Origin of the sequence: Achromobacter sp. ACM02 (genome assembly GCF_014851605.1) — a bacterium.
Classification (GTDB): domain Bacteria; phylum Pseudomonadota; class Gammaproteobacteria; order Burkholderiales; family Burkholderiaceae_B; genus Achromobacter; species Achromobacter aegrifaciens.
Window position 1 is genome coordinate 205,555 of record NZ_JACUZY010000008.1, and the last position, 18,704, is coordinate 224,258.

An 18,704-nucleotide genomic window follows, 5' to 3' on the forward strand; every position below is an offset into this window, starting at 1 on the left:
TGGCCGGCTTGGTCCGGTGGCCCGCCCCGCTCTGGGGCGGGTATTCGTTTATCTAAAGGTATTGCATTTATGGCGTCGACCCAAGTCCTGGCCGGGTTTCACGCGGTTGTTGCGCGGCTGCGCCACGCGCCCGACTCGATCAAGGAAATCTATGTAGAGGCGTCGCGCCGCGACAAGCGGATGCAGACGTTCATCGAGCAGGCCGAAAAAGCGGGCTGCCGCCTGCATCCGGTCCCCATGGAGCGCCTGGACGGCCTGTCCCGCGGCACCCGCCATCAGGGCGTGGTGGCGCTGGCCGAAGAGCGCCAACTGGCGGTGGACGTGGATGAGGTACTCGATGTCATCGAAGGCCCGCCGCTGCTGTTGATCCTGGATGGCGTGACCGATCCCCACAACCTGGGCGCCTGCCTGCGTACCGCGGATGCCGCCGGCGTGCACGCCGTCATCGCGCCGCGCGACCGGGCCGTCGGCCTGAACGCAACCGTGCAGCGCGTGGCTTGCGGCGCGGCCGATACCGTGCCCTATCTGATGGTGACCAACCTGGCGCGCACCATGCGCAGCCTGAAGGACCGTGGCGTGTGGCTGGTGGGCACCGACGACCAGGCCACCGACAGCATGCATCAGATCGATGCGCGCCAGCCCATGGCCTGGGTCATGGGGGCGGAAGGCGAGGGCATGCGCCGCCTGACGCGGGAAACCTGCGATCAACTGGTGAGCATCCCCATGCTGGGTTCGGTGGAAAGCCTGAACGTCAGCGTGGCCAGCGCCGTCTGCCTCTATGAAACCGTGCGCCAGCGCCGTTCCTGATTCATCCGTCTTACCTATCTTGTAGACCATATCCTCTTCGCGTCAGCCCATCATGCACCAGAACGGCTTTACCACCACGATCCTCCATTCCGACCGCAAGCAATCCGTCGAGCACGGAGCGGTGCACAAGCCCATGCATCCGTCCTCGGAGTTCGCCTACGAAGACGCCCGTGAGCTGGCCGCGGTCTTTCAGGGCAAGGCCGGCTTTACCTACGCCCGCCAAGGCACGCCCACCACCACCGCGCTGGAGGCCAAGGTCAACCAGATGGAAGGCGGCAAGGGCACGGTCAGCTTCGCGACCGGCATGGCGGCGCTGGCCGCCATCTTCACCACGCTGCTGCGCCGAGGCGACCATCTGGTGTCCAGCCAGTTCGTGTTTGGCAACACCAACAGCCTGCTGGGCACGCTGCTGGAACTGGGGGTGGAAATCACCTTCGTGGACGCGACGGATTCGGCGCAGGTGCGTGCGGCGATCCAGCCCAACACCCGCATGGTTTTCACCGAGACCATCGCCAATCCGGGCACGCAGGTTGCTGACCTGGCCGTGATTGGAGAAATCTGCCGCGAGAAGGGCCTGGTCTACGTGGTCGACAATACGCTGACCTCGCCCTGGATGTTCCGGCCTGTCTCGGTCGGGGCGTCCCTGGTGATGAACTCGCTGTCCAAGTACATCGGCGGCCATGGCAATGCGTTGGGCGGCGCCGTCACGGACACGGGGCTGTATGACTGGTCGAATTACGCGAACATCTACGAGGCCTATCGCAAGGGACCGTCCACCAGTTGGGGGCTCACGCAGGTCAAGAAGAAGGGCCTGCGCGACATGGGCGGGACCCTGGCAGCCGAGCCTGCGCACCGCATCGCGGTAGGCGCCGAGACCCTGGCCCTGCGCATGGCCAAGCACTGCGCCAACGCGTTGGCGCTGGCGCGCTTCCTTGAGGATCATCCGGGCGTGGCCAAGGTGCATTACCCCGGGCTGGCCAGCCATCCGCAGCATGCGCGCGCGGCGGCGTTGTTCGGCTCGCGCTTCGGCGGCCTGTTGGGCGTCGAACTGGCGGACGGGGTGGACTGCTTTGATTTCCTGAACCGCCTGCGCATCGTGCTGATGGCGACTCACCTGGGCGATACGCGCAGCCTGGCGCTGCCTGCCGCCCACACCATCTATTACGAGATGGGCGCCGAGCGCCGCAAGCAGATGGGCATCGCGGACAGTCTCATCCGCGTGTCCGTGGGCATCGAAGACGAGGCCGATCTGCTGTTTGATTTCGATCAGGCGCTCAACGGCTGCCTGCTGGGATAATGCGGCACGCGCGCGACCGGTGGCCGGGCGCGCCTGCAACGCAATCGGGATAGCGCCCATGCTCATACAGATCGCAGAAGTTTTCACGCCAGAAGAGGCGGCCGAGATCCGGCGCCGCCTGGACGCCGCCGATTGGGTCGACGGCAAGGTCACCGCCGGCTATCAGTCGGCCGAGGTCAAGCGCAATCGCCAACTGCCGGAGCAGCATCCCCTGGCGCAGGAGTTGGGCAATCTGATCCTGCAGCGCCTGGCGGCCAACAACCTGTTCATGTCGGCCGCGCTGCCGCGCAAGATCTTTCCGCCCTTGTTCAATCGCTATGAGGGCGGGGAGGCATTCGGCTATCACGTGGACAATGCGGTGCGCGGCATCGCCGGCACGGCTGAGCGCGTGCGCACGGACCTCTCGGCCACGCTGTTCTTTTCCGAGCCCGATTCCTACGATGGCGGCGAGCTGGTCATCGACGACACCTATGGTCCGCGCGCAGTGAAGCTGCCCGCAGGGCATATGGTGCTGTACCCGGGCACCAGCCTGCATAAGGTCAATCCGGTGACGCGGGGCGCGCGCGTATCGTCGTTTTTCTGGATGCAGAGCCTGGTGCGCGAAGACAGCCAGCGCGCACTGCTGCTGGACATGGATGTGGCCATACAGCGCTTGAATCAGGATGCCGCGGGGCATCCCTCCATCGTGCAACTCACCGGCATTTATCACAATTTGCTGCGTCGATGGGCCGATGTCTGACGCAAGTTAACGATCGCGTTCGAGGGTGTCGCGCAAACCCCGAAATGCGTGTTTCTGTTTATTGCGAAACGGTCTAAAAGCTAGTATTGACGCGGGTTGTGGTGAGGTTTTCGCTTGACAGCCGCGCCACGCCAAGGCCTAATACACGTCTGCGTCGCTGGTGATTTGAAGGCAATTTGCCATTGAATCCAGGCGGCGCAGCAGTTTAAAAGTTGTGCTTCGCAGCGCAAGAAAAAAGTTTATCCACTGTCTGTTCGTCGTTTGTCGGTTTTGCGTCTTCTGCGGCGTCCATCATGACGGCCATGAACTGCACTCCGGCAGACTCCATACCTTGTGAGGGGTACACCTGAATGAACAAAACCGAACTCATCGATCACATCGCCAGCAAGGCCGACATCTCCAAGGCCGCCGCTGGTCGCTCGCTCGACGCCCTGATCGGTGCCGTCAAGACCACCCTGAAGAAGGGCGGTACGGTTACGTTGGTTGGCTTTGGCACGTTCGCTGTGTCGGCTCGCGCCGCGCGCACCGGCCGTAATCCGCGCACTGGCGAAACCATCAAGATCAAGAAGGCCAAGGTGCCGAAGTTCCGTCCGGGCAAGGCCCTGAAGGACGCCGTCAACTAATGGACGGCGGGCGGGTCGCAGGCATTCAGGCCTGGCGATTTGCCCACAACTGCGCGGTCCGGTATACTCCGGCCCGCGTATTGCTTTTGAGTGCCCCGGTTGGCAGTTGCTTGTACGGATTTTTCGCGAATTTCGTCTTGAGGCTGCATCAAAATGGGTGCTTAGCTCAGTTGGTAGAGCGGCGCCCTTACAAGGCGTAGGTCACAGGTTCGACCCCTGTAGCACCCACCAAAAGCTCCGATATGCGCTCCACACAAAACCCGCACACGTCATGGTGGCGGGTTTTTTGTTTTGCGCGCGCCGCATCGCTCGTGCCGGTTGATCTCGCTCAGAAATGTAGGACGGGATCAGATGAAATAGGACGTGCGAATCATTCGCATTTAAGATATTATTGTGGGCTTGTACCGGTCAGCCGGCGTCGCCATCGCGTGTGCGTCTTTCCTGGCTGGCCGGATAAGTCAATGCACCCTGGCTGATTCATGCCTAGTTTTCAACGCGGTTGGAATTCTTCTTCGCGCTCTTCATTCGGTATACGCGCAGGCGCTGGCCTGACGGTCCTGGCGCTGCATGCGGCAGTGGTAGGCGCCATCTTCATGGCACCCGAGAATCGTCCTGAACTCGAAGAACCCGAAGCCATCATGGTGAGCGTGGTGGATGCGCCCATTCCCCAGATCGCCAAGGCCGAGCCCACTCCCGAGGAGCCGCAGCCGGTGACGGAAACGCCGCCCGAGCCGCCGCAGCCCGAGGTCGAGCCCGAACCGGAGCCTGAACTCAAGCCCGAGCCGGAACCTGAACCCGAACCGGAACCGGTGGTTGAAAAGCCGCCGATGCCGGCGCCCAAACCCAAGCCCAAGCCGCCACCCAAGCCTAAACCCAAACCCGAGCCCAAGCAGGACGTCAAGGTCGAGCCCAAGCCGGAAGCGCCAAAGGCGCCGCCCAGTGGCGCGCCCGAAGGCACGCAGGCGCCGCAAGGGCCGCAGCAAGGGCCGCCGCCGGATCAGCCGGTGCTGGTATCCAGCATCGAATTCCAGGGGGCGCGCCCCATGCCCAATTACCCGATGGCATCGCGCCGCATGCGGGAAGAGGGTCGCGTGGTGGTGCTGGTCGAGATCAACACCCAGGGGCTGGTCGAGCGGGCAACCATCGATGCGTCCTCGGGCTTTCCGCGCCTGGACGAATCGGCGCTGGCAGCCGCCCGCAAGGGTCGTTTCAAACCGTATACCCGTAACGGCGTGGCCTATCCCGCCAAAGCCAAAATTCCGTTCGATTTCGTAATGAGGAACTGAGATGTCCAACGCACTGCATAGCGCCACCCTGGTGGCGCAGGCGACCACCAGCCCGGCAGCGCCGGCTGCCGCCGCCGCTGCGCCTGCCGCGGCTGCGGCCGCGCCCGCAGCTCAACAAGCCGCCTCGGCGGTCGGTGCCACGGCTCAGCAAGCCGCCGGCGCTGTCCAGCAATCGGCCGACGCGCTGCACGGCGCCGCCGCCGCGCTGCCCTCGGCGCTGCCTGCCGCGCCGGCCCCCGCCGCGGTCCCCGACATGGGCTTCATGCACTTCATCGCGCAAAGCGACTTCGTCGGCAAGGGCCTGTTCATCATCCTGATCCTGATGTCGCTTGTGACCTGGTACCTGATCCTGGTCAAGGTCGCGAGCAACGTCAGCATGCGCAAGCGCTCCGCGGACTTCCTGAACAAGTTCTGGAACGCCAGCTCGCTCGAACAGGTCGAAAACGAAATCGTCACGCATGGCGCGCGCGATCCGTTCTCGCACCTGGCCAGTCACGCCATGCATGCGCAGGCGCATCACAACAAGTTCGGCGCGACCAAGCTTGAAGAGTCGGGCAGCAACTCCGATTTCGTCACGCGCACCATGCGCAAGGTCATCGACGAAGAAACCGCGAAGCTGGAAAACGGCCTGACCGTGCTGGCTTCGGTGGGTTCGACGGCGCCGTTCGTGGGCCTGTTCGGCACGGTGTGGGGCGTGTACCATGCTCTGGTCGGCATCGGCCTGTCCGACGGCGTGACCATCAACCGCATCGCCGGTCCGGTGGGCGAAGCGCTGATCATGACGGGCCTGGGCCTGGCGGTCGCCATTCCCGCGGTGCTGGCCTACAACACCTTCGTGCGCAACAACCGCGTGTTCCTGTCGCGCCTGGATGCCTTTGCGCATGACTTGTTCGCGTTCCTGACCACCGGCCAGCAGGTCGCTCTGTCCGACGGCAAGGTGCGCGCCCTGCGCCGCCAGAACGGCAACGGCGCTGCGGCTCAACGCGGGAGCGAATAATGGCCTTTGGCAGCTTCGAGGGCAAGGGATCCGGAAGCCATACGGTTTCCGAGATCAATATGGTGCCCCTGATCGACGTGATGCTGGTGCTGCTGGTGATCTTCATCATCACCGCGCCGCTGCTGGCGCATTCGATCAAGATCAACATGCCCCAGGTGGCCGCCGAGCAGATCGAGGAAGAACCCAAGACCGTCGACCTGGCCATCGATGCCAGCGGGGCGCTGTTCTGGGACGAGAAGCCGGTCAATATCGATGACCTGCCCAACCGCTTCAAGTCGATCGCCGGCACCAAGCCGCAACCCGAGATCCGCATCCGCGCGGACCAGAACACGCGTTACGAGACCCTGGCCAAGGTCATGGCTTCGGCCCGCCGTTCGGGCATGACGCGCATCGGGTTCGTGACCACGCCTCCGTCCGGCGGCGTCGCCGGCTCAGCAGCGCCCGCTGCGGCCGGGGCCGCCCCGGCTCCGTCCGCACCTTGAACGCTTCCCGGCCCCGGGGCGCATTTCGCGCCCCGTTCCGGCCGGGATCGCGCTAGAATCGCCGCATGCGAGTTCTGGTAATCGAAGACGACACCACCCTGGGCCACGCGCTCCAGGAATTTCTGGCCGACCAAGGCTATGCGGTCGACTGGCTGACCGAGGGCGACCGGGTTCTGGGCGCCTTGGCGGGGCAGCCTTACGACCTCATGCTGCTCGACCTCAACCTTCCGGGCATGAGCGGGCTGGACGTGCTGCGGCAATTGCGCCAGGACGGCAACCAGGTTCCCGTGTTGATCCTCACCGCCCGCGATGGCATCGAGGACCGCGTCGCCGGCCTGGACGCCGGGGCGGACGACTACGTCACCAAACCTTTCGAACTGCCCGAGCTGGCGGCGCGCGTGCGCGCCTTCGGCCGGCGCCGCGCCGGCCAGGCGCAGCCCCTGATTGAAGTCGGCCCGCTGGTGTTCGACACCGTTGGCCGCGAAGTCCGCGCCAATGGCCAGCGCCTGTCGCTGTCGGTGCGCGAGCTTTCCGTGCTGGAAATGCTGATGGCCCGTGTCGGTCGCGTCGTGACCAAGCGCCAGATCGTGAACTCGCTGTCGGCCTGGGATGCCGATTTCAGCGAAAACGCCGTCGAAGTCTACGTGTACCGCCTGCGCAAGCGCCTGGAAGGCACTGGTGCCAGCATTCAAACGGTACGCGGCTTTGGCTACATGCTGGATGTGGAAACGGCCTGACGGGCCGGCTGCGGCCGCGTCGCACCGGCCGCGCGCATCCATACGCCTAGGCGAGGGCATTGCGTCATGATGCAGGAACGCACTCCTACCGCTACTCCGGTTTCCCGCCCCTTGCTTCCCTCCCGTTCGCTGGCGCGGCATCTGGTCATCCGCCTGATGCCGCCGATCCTCCTGCTGGTCCTGTTGGACCTGGCGGCCACCTGGGTCATCACGCACAAGATCGACATGTCGCTCTGGATGCTGGAAGATTTCTTCTGGCTGATGGTGGTGGGGCAGGTCGCGTTGATCGCGCTGTTCACCTGGGTAGTGATGCAGGGCGTGCGTTCGGGGCTGCGGTCGGTCAACCACCTGTCCGAAGAGATCCGGCAACGCTCCATCGACGACATGCAGCCGCTGGAAGTGGCCGGCGTGCCGGTCGAAATCGAGCCACTGGTCACGCACACCAATGATCTGCTGCTGCGCCTGGATGCCTCGCTGGCGGCGCAGCGCCGCTTCATCGGCCATGCGGCGCACCAGCTGCGCACGCCTTTGTCGGGGTTGCGCCTGGAGTCGGAATTGATGCTGGCGCGCCCCTTGCCCGACGACGTGCGCGCGCGGGCCGAACGCATCAAGGCGGTGAGCGACCGCATGATCCGCCTGGGGCAGCAGTTGCTGGTTCTGGCGCGCGCCGATCCTAACGCCCGTCCGCAGGACAGCTTCGTGCGCATCGACCTTTGCGAATGGGTGCGGGCGAACGGCGCGGAATGGTTTCCGCGGGTGCGCGAGGCGCACTACGAGCTGGATCTGGTCGCGCCGGACGCGCCCATCTGGATCGACGCCGATCCCTTGCTGCTGGCCGAACTGCTGGGCAATCTCATCGACAACGCGCTGCGCTATGGCAACAAGACCGGCCGCATCACGCTGATCGTCGGCGCCAATCCGCCTTCGCTGACCGTGGAGGACGATGGGCCGGGCATTTCTCCCGATGAGCGCGAACGGGTGTTCGAGGCCTTCTACCGTTCTCCCACCGCGACCGCGGGCGGGTCGGGCCTGGGACTTGCCATCGTGCGGGAAATCGCGCACGCGCATGGCGCCTGGTGGAAACTCACCAGCCGTCCGGACTTTGCAGGAACACGGCTGTCCGTCGTGTTTCCCGGCCCCCGCAAGGGCGCCCAACTTACTCGTCAAGAACCTACATCATGAGCCAAGGTTCGGCCAGCGTTCCTTCGTCGTCCAACGGGCAAACACTCGGCGGGCACGCGCCATCGTCGCGGGCCGCCCTCATCATGGGGGCGCTGGGCGTGGTGTACGGCGATATCGGCACCAGTCCCTTGTATACGCTGCGGGCCTGTCTGACGGGACTGAGCGTGCACACCGACCTGGAGCCTGCCCACCTGCTGGGCGTGCTGTCCATCCTGTTCTGGATGCTGATGGTGGTGGTGTCGTTCAAGTACGTGACGCTGGTGCTGCGCGCCGACAACCGCGGCGAGGGCGGCACGCTGGCCTTGCTGGAACTGGCGGTGCGCGGGCGTGAAGGCAAGCTGCGCTGGGTGCTGATCGTGCTGGGAATTTTCGGCGCGGCGCTGTTCTACGGCGACAGCATGATCACGCCAGCCATTTCAGTGCTGTCGGCGCTCGAAGGGATAGGCATCGTGTCGCATCAGCTGGATGCCTGGGTCGTGCCGCTGTCGCTGGTGGTGCTGATTGCGCTGTTCGCGATCCAGTCGCACGGCACGGGCGCCATGGGCAAGCTGTTCGGTCCGGTGATGCTGTTGTGGTTCGGCACGCTGGCGGCGCTGGGCGGCTGGCAGATCTGGCAGACGCCGGAAGTGCTGCGGGCCTTGAATCCGATGTGGGGTTTGCGTTTCATCGTCGAGTTTCCGTGGATCAGTTTCGTGCTGCTGGGGGCGGTGGTGCTGGCCTTGACCGGCGCCGAGGCGCTGTATGCCGACATGGGCCACTTCGGCCGTCCGGCGATCCGCCGCGCCTGGTTCAGCATGGTGCTGCCGGCCCTGACGCTGTGCTATTTCGGCCAGGGCGCGCTGTTGTTGCGCGATCCGACCGCGATCCGCAATCCGTTCTTCATGATGGCGCCGGAATGGGGGCTGGCACCGCTGGTGGCGTTGGCCACCATTGCGACCATCGTGGCGTCGCAGGCGGTGATTTCGGGCGCTTATTCGGTCACGCGCCAGGCGGTGCAGCTGGGTTTCTGGCCGCGCATGCAGATCCTGCATACGTCGGCCATCGAGAAGGGCCAGATCTATCTGCCGCAGGTCAATGCGCTGCTGCTGTGCGCGGTGCTGATCCTGGTCCTGCTGTTCCGCAATTCGGACAACCTGGCTGCCGCTTATGGCTTCGCGGTCACGGGGACGATGTTCACGACGTCGGTGCTGGCTTTCGCGGTGTTGCCGCGCGGTTCGACCGGCATCAAGCGTGTGCTGTGGATGGTGGCGCTGGGCCTGTTGCTGTTGTTCGATGTGCTGCTGTTCTCGGCCAACGTGTTCAAGATCCACGAGGGCGGCTGGCTGCCGCTGCTGGTGGCGATCGTGGTGTTCACGCTGATGATGACGTGGCGCCGCGGCCGCCGGCTGCTGTCGGAGATGCAGCAGCGGGACCGCCAGCCGCTCAAGGAATTCATGGCGCAGCTCGAAGAGTACCCGCCGTCGCGCGTGCCGGGCACGGCCATCTTCATGACGATGAACTCGGGCAATGTGCCGCCGGCGCTGCTGCACAACCTGAAGCACAACAAGGTGCTGCATGACCATGTGCTGTTCCTGACCATTCTGGTGGCGGACGTGCCCTATGTTTCGCCCGAGGAGCGCTTCTCCGTGACCAAGCTGTCGGCGTCCAGTTGGCAGGCGACGATCAACTACGGCTTCAAGGAAGATCCGGATGTGCCGGAGGCGCTGCGGCTGGTGGCTGAGGCGTATCCGGAGATCGATCTGGAGCCGATGCGGACTTCCTACTTCCTGTCGCGGCAGACGGTGGTGGCGGCGAAGAAGCCGGCGCTGTGGCGCTGGCGGCGGGCGGTGTTTTCGTTCATGGCGCGGAACTCTACTCGGAGTACCAAGTTCTTCAAGATTCCGGCTAATCGGGTGGTGGAGATGGGGATGCAGGTGGAGCTTTAGGCTCTTGCTTGCTCCTTGGTGGTGATTTGCATTCTGTTGACGCCTGGGGCGGCGGGGGCTGAATGTGTCCCGTTGCTGGGGAGGGCGGTGTGCTTGGCGTTCTCGCCTAGGGTGGGGTGTGGTGGACGATCTTGCGGGGCTCGCCCCCGGCCGGCCGCGCAGGCGGCCTTTGGGGGCTTACGCGGTGTCTTGCGGTAGGTGATGACGCTGCGCGCTGGTCGTGACTGTCTTTAGTGGGCTCGCTCTCATCGAGGTTGGCGCCCGATCGCTCTTCGCCAAACAAAAAGCCCTTCGGCGTGCCGAAGGGCTTTCTGGTTTATGGCGTTGAAGAATTACTTCTTCTTGCCTTCGTCGCTCAGCTGCGGCAGCGAGCTGCCGGAGGAGGCGAGCAGGCCGGTCTTCACGTAGGTGAAGAGCTTGCCGCGGGTGTCGACGATGTCGAGGTTGCGCATGGTGAGCTGGCCAATGCGGTCCGCGGGCGTGAACGGGGCGTTTTCGACCTTTTCCATGGACAGGCGCTCGGGGGCGTAGGTCAGGTTGGGCGATTCCGTGTTCAGCAGCGAGTAGTCGTTGCCGCGGCGCAGTTCGATGGTGACTTCGCCGGTGACGGCGCGGGCGACCCAGCGTTGGGCGGCTTCGCGCAGCATGATGGCTTGCGGGTCGAACCAACGGCCCTGGTACAGCAGGCGGCCGAGCTTGCGGCCGCTTTCGCGGTACTGCTCGATGGTGTCTTCGTTGTGGATGCCGGTGACCAGGCGCTCGTAGGCGATGAACAGCAGGGCCAGGCCCGGGGCTTCGTAGATGCCGCGGCTCTTGGCTTCGATGATGCGGTTTTCGATCTGGTCGCTCATGCCCAGGCCGTGGCGGCCGCCGATGCGGTTGGCTTCGAGCATCAGTTCGACGGGGTCGCTGTATTCCACACCGTTCAGGGCGACCGGGTGGCCTTCCTCGAAGCGGACGGTGACTTCCTCGGCCTTGACGGCGACGTCGTCGCGCCAGAAGGCGACGCCCATGATGGGCTTGACGATGCGGATGCCGGAGTTCAGGTGCTCCAGGTCCTTGGCTTCGTGGGTGGCGCCCAGCAGGTTGGAGTCGGTGGAGTAGGCCTTTTCAGCCGACATCTTGTAGTCGAAGCCGGCCTGGCGCATGTACTCGGACATTTCCGAACGGCCGCCGAGCTCGTCGATGAAGCGCTGGTCCAGCCAGGGCTTGTAGATCTTCAGGTCCGGGTTGGTCAGCAGGCCGTAGCGGTAGAAGCGCTCGATGTCGTTGCCCTTGAAGGTGCTACCGTCGCCCCAGATGTTGACGTCGTCTTCCTTCATGGCGGCCACCAGCATCGTGCCGGTCACTGCGCGGCCGATGGGGGTGGTGTTGAAGTAGGTGATGCCGGCGGTCGAGATGTGGAACGCGCCCGATTGCAGGGCGGCGATGCCTTCGGCCACCATCTGCGCGCGGCAGTCGATGAGGCGGGCCTTTTCAGCGCCGTAGGCCATGGCCTTGCGCGGGATCTCGTCGTAGTCGGACTCGTCGGGCTGGCCCAGGTTCGCGGTGTAGGCGTAGGGGATGGCGCCGTTGTTGCGCATCCAGAGGAGCGCTGCGCTGGTGTCGAGGCCGCCGGAGAAGGCGATGCCGACCTTCTGGCCGGTGGGAAGGTTCGGGAGGATAGTGGTCATTGTTTGAAGTGAGACGCCAACAGGACTTGGACAGCAGACTTTGACAGCTGCTAGCCGCCAAACAAGAGAAACGGACGCTATTTTAACTCTTTTGCCGCGGTCGGGCCGCCGGGGCGAACAGGGCCGGCAGCTCCAGCTGGCGGATCAGGAGCGCGGTGGCGGCGGCCAGCCGGGTGGCGGGGCGGTGGCGGGCGCTGGCCAGCACCAGATCATTGGTGATGGTCGGGTCGACGATGTCGCACAACGACAGCTCATGTTCCGCCGCCGGGCCGCGTGCGGCCGAGCGCGGCAGGATGGCGTAGGCGTCGCCCTGGGCGGCCAGTTCGACGATGGTCTGGACGGCGTCCACCTCGACGGCGATGGTCAGACGCACGCCCTGGGCGCGGCACACGCTTTCGACCAGGGTGCGGATGGCGTTGGGCAGGCTGGGCACCACCAGCGGGTAGTCGCCCAGTTGCGCCACGGTGACGCGCGGGGGCAGCGCGGGCTCGTGGCCGGCCGCGGCCACCAGCACCAGGTCCTCGCGGAACAGCGATTCGTAGGCCAACTGGGGCGAGGGCGCGGGGTCGTAGAGCAGGGCCAGGTCGACGCGGCCGGCCAGCAGCCATTCGCGCACCTGGGCGCTGAGGCCTTCAGCAACGGCGATGGAGGCCTCGGGGAAGCTGCGGCGGAAGGCCTGCACCAGCGGGGGCGTGAGCACGCGCGCGATGCGGGGCGGCAGGCCCACCACGACCTTGCCCGTGGGCGTCTCGCGCAGGGTCTGCAGGTCCTCCTTGGCGCGTTCGGCCAGGGTCAGCAGGGCGCGGGCATGCTCCAGGAAGCGCAGGCCGGCTTCGGTGGGTTCGGCGCCGCGGCCGTTGCGGTAGAGCAGATGCTGGCCGAGCTCCAGTTCCAGCAGGCGGACCTGGCGGCTGAGCGTGGGTTGCGCCACGTCCAGCATTTCGGCCGCGCGCGAGAAGCTGCGCCTCTCGGCCACGCGCAGGAAGTATTCGATCTGCTTGAGGTCCATCGGATATTTGGAAAATCTATATCTGAAATCAAAGATATAGCATTGTTGGGCGGCGGGCAATCCGGGACCATGGCGTTTTCAACGCAGGAACCCGCCCGTGCCCGATTGCCGTCCTCCGCTAGCCGCGCCGTCCCGTCCCCGCCACGCCTTGCCGCCGGGCGCCTGCGATGCGCATTGCCACGTGTTCGGGCCGGCCGACGTGTTTCCGTACGCCGAGGGGCGCTCGTACACGCCGCCGGATGCGCCTTACCAGGCCATGGCGGCGCTGCACAGTCGCCTGGGTGTGGAGCGCGCGGTGGTGGTGCAGGCCAACTGCCATGGCTCGGACCACCGCGCCTTGCTGGACGCGCTGGCCCAAAGCGGCGGCCGCTATCGCGGCGTGGCCCTGCTGGGAGCGGATGCCACCGAGGCCGGCGTCAGGCAATTGCATGAGGGTGGCGTGCGCGCGGCCCGTTTCAACTTCGTGCCGCATTTGGGCGGCGCGCCGGATCCCGCTGTCTTTGACCGGGTCGTGGCGCTGATCGCGCCGTTGGGCTGGCATCTGTGCCTGCACCTGGACGGCGCGATGCTGCCGGAGCTGCTGCCGCGCCTGGCCGCGCTGCCGCTGCCCTTCGTGGTCGACCACATGGGGCGGTTGAAGGCGGGCGATGGCTTGGCGTCGCCTGCGATGCAGGCGCTGCTGGGGTTGGCGCAGGTGCCGCAGGCCTGGGTCAAGGTGTCGGGCATCGACCGCATCGCATCGGGCAAGCGGCCGTTCGCGGAGGGCCTGCCCTTTGTGCGCGCGCTGGCCGAGGCGTTGCCCGATCGCTGCCTGTGGGGCACGGACTGGCCGCATCCGAACGTGGCGGGCGATATGCCCGACGACGGCGAGCTGGTCGACCTGTTTTTTGAAGCTTGTCCCGATGCGGCCTTGCGCCAGCGCATCCTGGTGGACAACCCGGCGCGGCTGTACGGATTCGAGTAGGCGCGGCAAACGCCGCCGCCATCAGGCGGCGCGCGAACGACAAGAAAATTCCATTCAATCAGGAGACACCATGTTCAAGAAAATACTGTCCGCCGGCCTGCTGAGCCTGGCCGCCCTGGGATCCGCCCATGCCGATGGGCCGGTGCGCCTCATCATTGCCTTCCCGCCTGGCGGGCCGGTGGATCTGGTCGGCCGGGTGCTGGCCGAGCAATTGGGCAAGGAGCTCAAGCAGCAGGTCATCGTGGAGAACAAGGCCGGCGCCAACGGCAACATCGCCGCGGCCTACGTGGCCAAGGCGCCCGCCGACGGCTCGGTGCTGTTCCTGACCAGCGTGGGCGCGGTCGCGATCAGCCCGGCGCTGTACAAGGACCTGCCGTATGACCCCGTGCGCGATTTCGCGCCGGTGTCCAAGGTGGTCAACAACGCCACGGTGTTCGTGGTCAATCCGTCCAATCCGGCGGTCGACGCGGCGGACTTCGTCAAGAAGTCGCAGGCCGCCTCGCAATCGGTCGCGATCGGCTCGTCGGGCATCGGCAGCATTCCCCACCTGACCCTGGAAATGTTCGCCGATTCCAGCAAGGCGAACGTGATGCACGTGCCATACAAGGGCGCGGCGCCGGTCATCAATGACGTGATGGGCAACCAGGTGTCCGGCTTCTTCGGCGACGTGCCGGGCCTGATCGGCCATATCCAGGGCGGCAAGTTGAAGCCCCTGGGCATCGCCGCGCCGACCCGCCATCCGCTGCTGCCCGAGGTCAAGACCCTGGCCGAGCAGGGCATCGCCGGCGTGGAGTCCAACAACTGGTACGGCATCGTCGCGCCCGCCGCCACGCCGCCGGCCACGATCGACAAGCTCAACCAGGCCGTGCGCGCCGCGCTGAACACGGAGAGCGTGCGCGCCCGCCTGGAGAAGTTCGGGGCCCAGGCCGCTCCCGGCAGCCCGCAGGAACTGGCTGCCCTGATCGCGTCCGACCGCGAAAAGTGGACCTCGCTGATCCAGCGCAAGAACATCCGTCCGGAGTGAAGATGAACGCATGCAGAGTAGGGCTGGTGACGCCGGGCAGCCGCCCGGAACTGGCCGCGATCGAGGCGCGGATATCGGCTGCGCGGGGGCGCATCTCGCCGCTGTACCAGGTGCTGTTGAACAGTCCGGCCGTGGTCCAGGGCTGGGAAGCCATGCTGACCGCGATCCGCCTGAACACGGCGGTGCCGCCGCGTCTGCGCGAGCTGATCATCCTGCGCGTGGCGACCTTGAACAACGCACCGTACGAGTTCGAGGCGCATGTGCCGCACGCGCTGGCTGCCGGCATGCCGCAGGCGCTGGTGGACGCGTTGCGCGGCGGTCCGGCGCCGTCGGAACTGCAAGGCCTGGAAGCCGGCGAGGCCGAAGTGCTGGCGTTGACGGACGCCATGACGCGCGACATCGAGGTGCCGGACGCCGTGTTCGCGCCGCTGCGCGCGCGCTACGATGACACGCAGTTGGTGGAACTGGCGGCGACCGTGGGCGCGTACAACATGGTGTCGCGCTTCCTGGTGGCCTTGCGCGTAGGACATTAAAGGAGACTGGAGTGCAGGAAACCGTATTGCTGGTGTCGCTGGGCGAGCGCTTCGACGAGCCGCGCGCACGCGAACTTGAACAGACCTTGACCCAGGGATTGGAAGGCTTGTGCGCCGCCGCGTACGCCGCCGTGGAAGAGGACGAAACCTACGTCTATCTGCGCGGATCGGCGGCGGCTCTCCCCGAAGCGCAGGCGCGCCTGGCCGAGAGCTTCCCGGGCGCGCACAGCCGCGTGCTGCACCTGACGCTGGACCTGGCAGGCGCTTCGGCGGGGCAGGACGCGCCGTGGCATTACATCGTCGAAACCGACGTGCTGCCCGAGGCCGACGCCGACCTGAATGCCTGGTACGACCAGGAGCACCTGCCGGGCCTGGCATCGGTGCCAGGCACGGTGCGCGCCATGCGGTATGAGTGCCGCGACGAGTCGCCGCGCTATCTGGCCTGCTACGACCTGCACACGCGCGAAACCTTTGGCAGCCCGCCCTGGCTGGCGGTGCGCGCCAGCGACTGGAGCGGCCGTGTGCGTCCGTCGTTCCGCAATACGCGCCGGACCATGTTCAAACGGATTCTGTAATTGCGCGGCGTCCGCCGCATCCATCGGATTCGAAGGCGGGCCTGCCGCGCCCATGAAAAAAGCCTGCGCATCGCAAGATGCGCAGGCTTTTCCGTCTGGGGGCGGTGCTACTTGATCTGGCCCAGCAGCAGGAATTCCATCAGCGCCTTCTGCACGTGCAGGCGGTTTTCGGCTTCGTCCCAGACCACGCTTTGCGGGCCGTCGATGACTTCGCCGGTGACTTCCTCGCCGCGGTGAGCGGGCAGGCAGTGCATGAACACGGCCTGGGGATCGGCGGCGGCCATCATTTCGGCGTCCACGCACCAGTCGGCGAAAGCGGCGCGGCGCTCTTCGTTTTCGGCTTCATAGCCCATGCTGGTCCAGACGTCGGTGGTGACCAGGTGCGCGCCCTTGCAGGCTTCCATGGGATCCTTGAACTGGCGCAGCACCGTGGCGGGCGGCGTGCCGATGCGCGAGGCTTCGAGCTCGTACCCGGCCGGGGTGGACACGTGCAGCGTGAAGCCCAGCATTTCCGCGGCTTGCAGCCAGGTGTAGGCCATGTTGTTGGCATCGCCCACCCAGGCCACCGTCTTGCCGGCGATGGGGCCGCGGTGCTCGATGTAGGTGAAGATGTCCGCCAGGATCTGGCAGGGGTGGAATTCGTTGGTCAGGCCGTTGATCACCGGCACGCGCGAGTGCGAGGCGAAGCGCTCGATGCGGGTCTGCTCGAACGTGCGGATCATGACGATGTCGACCATGCGCGAGATGACGCGCGCGGTGTCTTCGATGGGCTCGGAGCGGCCCAGCTGCGAATCGTTGGAGGTCAGGTTGATGACCGAACCTCCCATCTGGTACATGCCGGCCTCGAACGACACGCGGGTGCGCGTGCTGGCCTTTTCAAACACCATTGCCAGCGTGCGGTCGTGCAGCGGCATGTGGGGTTCGTAGCGTTTGAACTTGTCCTTGATCAGGCGCGCGCGGTCCAGCACGTAGGCGATCTCGGCGGACGAGAAGTCCTTGAACTGCAGGAAGTGCCGCAGCGGGCCGTTTTGAGTCGTGGGAGGTGTCATGGTGATGTCGCAGGTCATAGGGTCCGGCCAGGCTCATGGCCCGGGCGGGACGTTGATTTTATGGTGTTTCGGCCAGGAATTCCTGGATGAGCGGAACCAGGATGGCGACGATGCGGTCGGCTTCGTCGCGGTTGAGGAGCAGTGGCGGCAGCATGCGGATCACGCGGTCGCGCGTGACGTTGATGAGCAGGCCGGCCTGCATGGCGCGCAGGGCCAGCACGCCGCAGGGGCGCGCCAGCTCGATGCCCAGCATCAGGCCGCGGCCGCGGATGTCGGTGACGCCCGCGACGCCGGCCAGCGCATCGGCCAGGGCGGCTTTCAGGTGATTGCCTACATCGTGGGCGTTGGCGAGCAGGTTTTCGGATTCCAGCGCATCCAGCACGGCCAGCCCGGCCGCACAGACCAGCGGGCCGCCGCCGAAGGTGGTGCCATGACTGCCTGGCGTGAATACGCCCGCGGCCGGGCCGGCGGCCAGCATGGCGCCGATGGGCACGCCGCCCGCCAGGCCCTTGGCCAGCGTCATGACGTCGGGGACGATATCGGCCCACTGGTGGGCGAACCATTTGCCGGTGCGGCCGATGCCGGACTGGACTTCGTCGATCATCAGCAGCCAGCCGCGCTCGGTGCACAGCCGGCGCACTTCCTGCAGATAGGCGATGTCGGAGGGGCGGATCCCGCCTTCGCCCTGCAGCACTTCCAGCAGCACCGCGGCCACGCGCGGCTCGGCGTCGCCGGCGGCGCGCACCGCGTCCACGCTGTTGTAGGGCACCTGGATGAAGCCCGAGGGCAGGGGCTCGAAGCCCTTGCGCGCCTTTTCGCTGCCCGTGGCCGCCAGCGTGGCCAGCGTGCGGCCATGCCAGGACGAATCCATCGTGATGATGTGGGCGTGCTTGTTGCCGCGCTGGTACGCGTAATAGCGCGCCAGCTTGATCGCGGCTTCGTTGGCCTCGGAGCCGCTGTTGTTGAATGCGACCTCTTGCATGCCCGACAGTTGCGTCAGACGAGCGGCCAACGCAGTCTGCTGCGGCACTTCGTAGATGTTCGAGGTATGGATGACGCGGGCGGCCTGCTCGCTGATGGCGGCCACCAGTTTCGGATGGGCGTGGCCCAGGCAGGACACCCCGATGCCGGCCAGCGCGTCCAGGTACTTGCGGCCTTCGGCGTCCCACAGCCAGACGCCCTGGCCGTGCGTGAACGATACCGGCAGCCGGGCGTAGATATTGGCCAGAGGCGAAGTCATCGCGGATCCTCCCGTGGATGAAGCGGATTGCGCCGGGACTCAGCCGGAGTCCCCGTGGGATGCCGCCGGGTTTGGCAGCGCCGGCAGCTCGTTTTCCCAGGCGAATCGCTTTTTGAAAGAGGGCAAAGGATCAATCATATACAATTCGCGGCGCAGGGCGCATGTTTGATCACGCCGAAGATCCGGCTTTCGTGAAGGGCGCGCTGTAGTGAAGAACTCATGGCAACTCGCGTCAGACAATTCGTAATTCATGGCGTTACCGAAAGCGGTAGCCGCTTTCGCCCCAGCGATTGGGCGGAACGGCTCGCCGGCGTAATGGCACAATTCCGGCCCGCCGGCTGTGCCGGTAACCACCTCACCTATTCGCCCTATGTGCTGCCCGTCGTGATCGACGGCGTGCGCGGGATCGTGGTCGATCTGCGTTTGCGCGATCTGGAACCGCTGGCGTACAAGTTCGTGGTGGATTTCGCTCGCGACAATAACCTCAAGACGGAAGAGCGCGAAATCTAGCCTCCCCAACCAAAAAAGCGCCCTCACCGGGCGCTTTTTCGTTGGGGGACGC

At 65.7% G+C, this 18,704-nt stretch carries 19 protein-coding genes and 1 tRNA gene; 16 read left to right on the top strand and 4 right to left on the bottom strand.

What is annotated here, in order from left to right; genetic code table 11:
• Nucleotides 1–69 precede the first annotated feature (69 nt).
• From rlmB to IB258_RS24110, 11 genes are all read left to right on the top strand, one after another.
• Complete coding sequence (gene rlmB, locus IB258_RS24060; protein ID WP_192353296.1) at nucleotides 70–807, top strand: 23S rRNA (guanosine(2251)-2'-O)-methyltransferase RlmB; 738 nt, start codon at nucleotides 70–72, stop codon at nucleotides 805–807.
• A 52-nt stretch (nucleotides 808–859) separates the two neighbouring features.
• Nucleotides 860–2,104 carry a cystathionine gamma-synthase family protein gene (locus IB258_RS24065; RefSeq protein ID WP_192353297.1) on the top strand — a complete coding sequence of 415 codons (1,245 nt, stop codon included), beginning with the start codon at nucleotides 860–862 and terminating at the stop codon, nucleotides 2,102–2,104.
• A gap of 58 nt (nucleotides 2,105–2,162) precedes the next feature.
• The gene (locus IB258_RS24070) at nucleotides 2,163–2,843 is read left to right on the top strand and encodes a Fe2+-dependent dioxygenase (RefSeq protein WP_119450515.1); all 681 of its coding nucleotides are present in this window, start codon (nucleotides 2,163–2,165) and stop codon (nucleotides 2,841–2,843) included.
• Between the two features lie 350 nt (nucleotides 2,844–3,193).
• Nucleotides 3,194–3,466: an HU family DNA-binding protein gene (locus IB258_RS24075; protein WP_003812968.1), complete on the top strand. Its 273-nt coding sequence runs from the start codon at nucleotides 3,194–3,196 to the stop codon at nucleotides 3,464–3,466.
• A 155-nt stretch (nucleotides 3,467–3,621) separates the two neighbouring features.
• Nucleotides 3,622–3,697: transfer RNA gene (locus tag IB258_RS24080), tRNA-Val, on the top strand.
• Nucleotides 3,698–3,945: 248 nt separating this feature from the next.
• The gene (locus IB258_RS24085) at nucleotides 3,946–4,752 is read left to right on the top strand and encodes an energy transducer TonB (protein WP_054451129.1); all 807 of its coding nucleotides are present in this window, start codon (nucleotides 3,946–3,948) and stop codon (nucleotides 4,750–4,752) included.
• A 1-nt stretch (nucleotide 4,753) separates the two neighbouring features.
• The gene (locus IB258_RS24090) at nucleotides 4,754–5,749 is read left to right on the top strand and encodes a MotA/TolQ/ExbB proton channel family protein (protein ID WP_054451130.1); all 996 of its coding nucleotides are present in this window, start codon (nucleotides 4,754–4,756) and stop codon (nucleotides 5,747–5,749) included.
• Nucleotides 5,749–6,231, top strand: a complete 483-nt coding sequence (locus IB258_RS24095; protein WP_054451131.1) for a biopolymer transporter ExbD — start codon at nucleotides 5,749–5,751, stop codon at nucleotides 6,229–6,231. The genes IB258_RS24090 and IB258_RS24095 overlap by 1 nt, the downstream gene beginning before the upstream one ends.
• A 65-nt stretch (nucleotides 6,232–6,296) precedes the next feature.
• The gene (locus tag IB258_RS24100; RefSeq protein ID WP_006218435.1) at nucleotides 6,297–6,968 is read left to right on the top strand and encodes a response regulator transcription factor; all 672 of its coding nucleotides are present in this window, start codon (nucleotides 6,297–6,299) and stop codon (nucleotides 6,966–6,968) included.
• Nucleotides 6,969–7,034: 66 nt separating this feature from the next.
• Nucleotides 7,035–8,150, top strand: a complete 1,116-nt coding sequence (locus IB258_RS24105) for a HAMP domain-containing sensor histidine kinase (RefSeq protein WP_225590495.1) — start codon at nucleotides 7,035–7,037, stop codon at nucleotides 8,148–8,150.
• On the top strand, nucleotides 8,147–10,075 hold the full coding sequence (locus tag IB258_RS24110) for a potassium transporter Kup (RefSeq protein ID WP_054451132.1): 1,929 nt from the start codon (nucleotides 8,147–8,149) through the stop codon (nucleotides 10,073–10,075). The genes IB258_RS24105 and IB258_RS24110 overlap by 4 nt, the downstream gene beginning before the upstream one ends.
• Before the next feature lie 332 nt (nucleotides 10,076–10,407).
• On the opposite strand, the gene argG is transcribed toward IB258_RS24110, so the two are convergent.
• On the bottom strand, nucleotides 10,408–11,748 hold the full coding sequence (gene argG / locus IB258_RS24115; RefSeq protein ID WP_013392627.1) for an argininosuccinate synthase: 1,341 nt from the start codon (nucleotides 11,746–11,748) through the stop codon (nucleotides 10,408–10,410).
• A gap of 82 nt (nucleotides 11,749–11,830) precedes the next feature.
• Nucleotides 11,831–12,757, bottom strand: a complete 927-nt coding sequence (locus tag IB258_RS24120) for a LysR family transcriptional regulator (RefSeq protein ID WP_054451133.1) — start codon at nucleotides 12,755–12,757, stop codon at nucleotides 11,831–11,833.
• Nucleotides 12,758–12,854: 97 nt separating this feature from the next.
• On the opposite strand from IB258_RS24120, the gene IB258_RS24125 reads away from it, so the two are divergent.
• The 4 genes from IB258_RS24125 (at nucleotide 12,855) to IB258_RS24140 (ending at nucleotide 15,853) form a co-directional block, all read left to right on the top strand.
• Entirely contained in the window at nucleotides 12,855–13,721 is an 867-nt protein-coding gene (locus tag IB258_RS24125) for an amidohydrolase (protein WP_175162637.1), read from the top strand.
• Between the two features lie 70 nt (nucleotides 13,722–13,791).
• Nucleotides 13,792–14,745 carry a tripartite tricarboxylate transporter substrate binding protein gene (locus IB258_RS24130; RefSeq protein WP_119450511.1) on the top strand — a complete coding sequence of 318 codons (954 nt, stop codon included), beginning with the start codon at nucleotides 13,792–13,794 and terminating at the stop codon, nucleotides 14,743–14,745.
• 2 nt (nucleotides 14,746–14,747) lie between these two features.
• Complete coding sequence (locus IB258_RS24135; protein WP_054451135.1) at nucleotides 14,748–15,278, top strand: carboxymuconolactone decarboxylase family protein; 531 nt, start codon at nucleotides 14,748–14,750, stop codon at nucleotides 15,276–15,278.
• 11 nt (nucleotides 15,279–15,289) lie between these two features.
• Nucleotides 15,290–15,853 (top strand): DUF4286 family protein, encoded by a 564-nt coding sequence (locus tag IB258_RS24140; RefSeq protein ID WP_054451136.1) that lies wholly within the window; start codon nucleotides 15,290–15,292, stop codon nucleotides 15,851–15,853.
• A gap of 107 nt (nucleotides 15,854–15,960) precedes the next feature.
• Here IB258_RS24140 and argF read toward each other — a convergent pair whose 3' ends face one another.
• Both argF and IB258_RS24150 read right to left on the bottom strand, forming a co-directional pair.
• A complete protein-coding gene (argF, locus tag IB258_RS24145; protein ID WP_054451338.1) occupies nucleotides 15,961–16,902 on the bottom strand; it encodes an ornithine carbamoyltransferase in 942 nt (313 codons plus the stop codon).
• A 58-nt stretch (nucleotides 16,903–16,960) separates the two neighbouring features.
• Complete coding sequence (locus IB258_RS24150; protein ID WP_192353298.1) at nucleotides 16,961–18,142, bottom strand: aspartate aminotransferase family protein; 1,182 nt, start codon at nucleotides 18,140–18,142, stop codon at nucleotides 16,961–16,963.
• Between the two features lie 219 nt (nucleotides 18,143–18,361).
• Here IB258_RS24150 and IB258_RS24155 point away from each other — a divergent pair, with 219 nt between their 5' ends.
• Nucleotides 18,362–18,652 (top strand): DUF3579 domain-containing protein, encoded by a 291-nt coding sequence (locus IB258_RS24155; protein ID WP_013392635.1) that lies wholly within the window; start codon nucleotides 18,362–18,364, stop codon nucleotides 18,650–18,652.
• The last annotated feature ends 52 nt before the right edge of the window (nucleotides 18,653–18,704 follow it).

Bases quoted from the DNA above. Each gene is read 5' to 3' on its own strand.
- rlmB (WP_192353296.1), top strand. From the start codon at position 70: ATGGCGTCGACCCAAGTCCTGGCCGGGTTTCACGCGGTTGTTGCGCGG.
- IB258_RS24065 (WP_192353297.1), top strand. From the start codon at position 860: ATGCACCAGAACGGCTTTACCACCACGATCCTCCATTCCGACCGCAAG.
- IB258_RS24070 (WP_119450515.1), top strand. From the start codon at position 2,163: ATGCTCATACAGATCGCAGAAGTTTTCACGCCAGAAGAGGCGGCCGAG.
- IB258_RS24075 (WP_003812968.1), top strand. From the start codon at position 3,194: ATGAACAAAACCGAACTCATCGATCACATCGCCAGCAAGGCCGACATC.
- IB258_RS24085 (WP_054451129.1), top strand. From the start codon at position 3,946: ATGCCTAGTTTTCAACGCGGTTGGAATTCTTCTTCGCGCTCTTCATTC.
- IB258_RS24090 (WP_054451130.1), top strand. From the start codon at position 4,754: ATGTCCAACGCACTGCATAGCGCCACCCTGGTGGCGCAGGCGACCACC.
- IB258_RS24095 (WP_054451131.1), top strand. From the start codon at position 5,749: ATGGCCTTTGGCAGCTTCGAGGGCAAGGGATCCGGAAGCCATACGGTT.
- IB258_RS24100 (WP_006218435.1), top strand. From the start codon at position 6,297: ATGCGAGTTCTGGTAATCGAAGACGACACCACCCTGGGCCACGCGCTC.
- IB258_RS24105 (WP_225590495.1), top strand. From the start codon at position 7,035: ATGATGCAGGAACGCACTCCTACCGCTACTCCGGTTTCCCGCCCCTTG.
- IB258_RS24110 (WP_054451132.1), top strand. From the start codon at position 8,147: ATGAGCCAAGGTTCGGCCAGCGTTCCTTCGTCGTCCAACGGGCAAACA.
- argG (WP_013392627.1), bottom strand. From the start codon at position 11,748: ATGACCACTATCCTCCCGAACCTTCCCACCGGCCAGAAGGTCGGCATC.
- IB258_RS24120 (WP_054451133.1), bottom strand. From the start codon at position 12,757: ATGGACCTCAAGCAGATCGAATACTTCCTGCGCGTGGCCGAGAGGCGC.
- IB258_RS24130 (WP_119450511.1), top strand. From the start codon at position 13,792: ATGTTCAAGAAAATACTGTCCGCCGGCCTGCTGAGCCTGGCCGCCCTG.
- IB258_RS24135 (WP_054451135.1), top strand. From the start codon at position 14,748: ATGAACGCATGCAGAGTAGGGCTGGTGACGCCGGGCAGCCGCCCGGAA.
- argF (WP_054451338.1), bottom strand. From the start codon at position 16,902: ATGACACCTCCCACGACTCAAAACGGCCCGCTGCGGCACTTCCTGCAG.
- IB258_RS24150 (WP_192353298.1), bottom strand. From the start codon at position 18,142: ATGACTTCGCCTCTGGCCAATATCTACGCCCGGCTGCCGGTATCGTTC.
- IB258_RS24155 (WP_013392635.1), top strand. From the start codon at position 18,362: ATGGCAACTCGCGTCAGACAATTCGTAATTCATGGCGTTACCGAAAGC.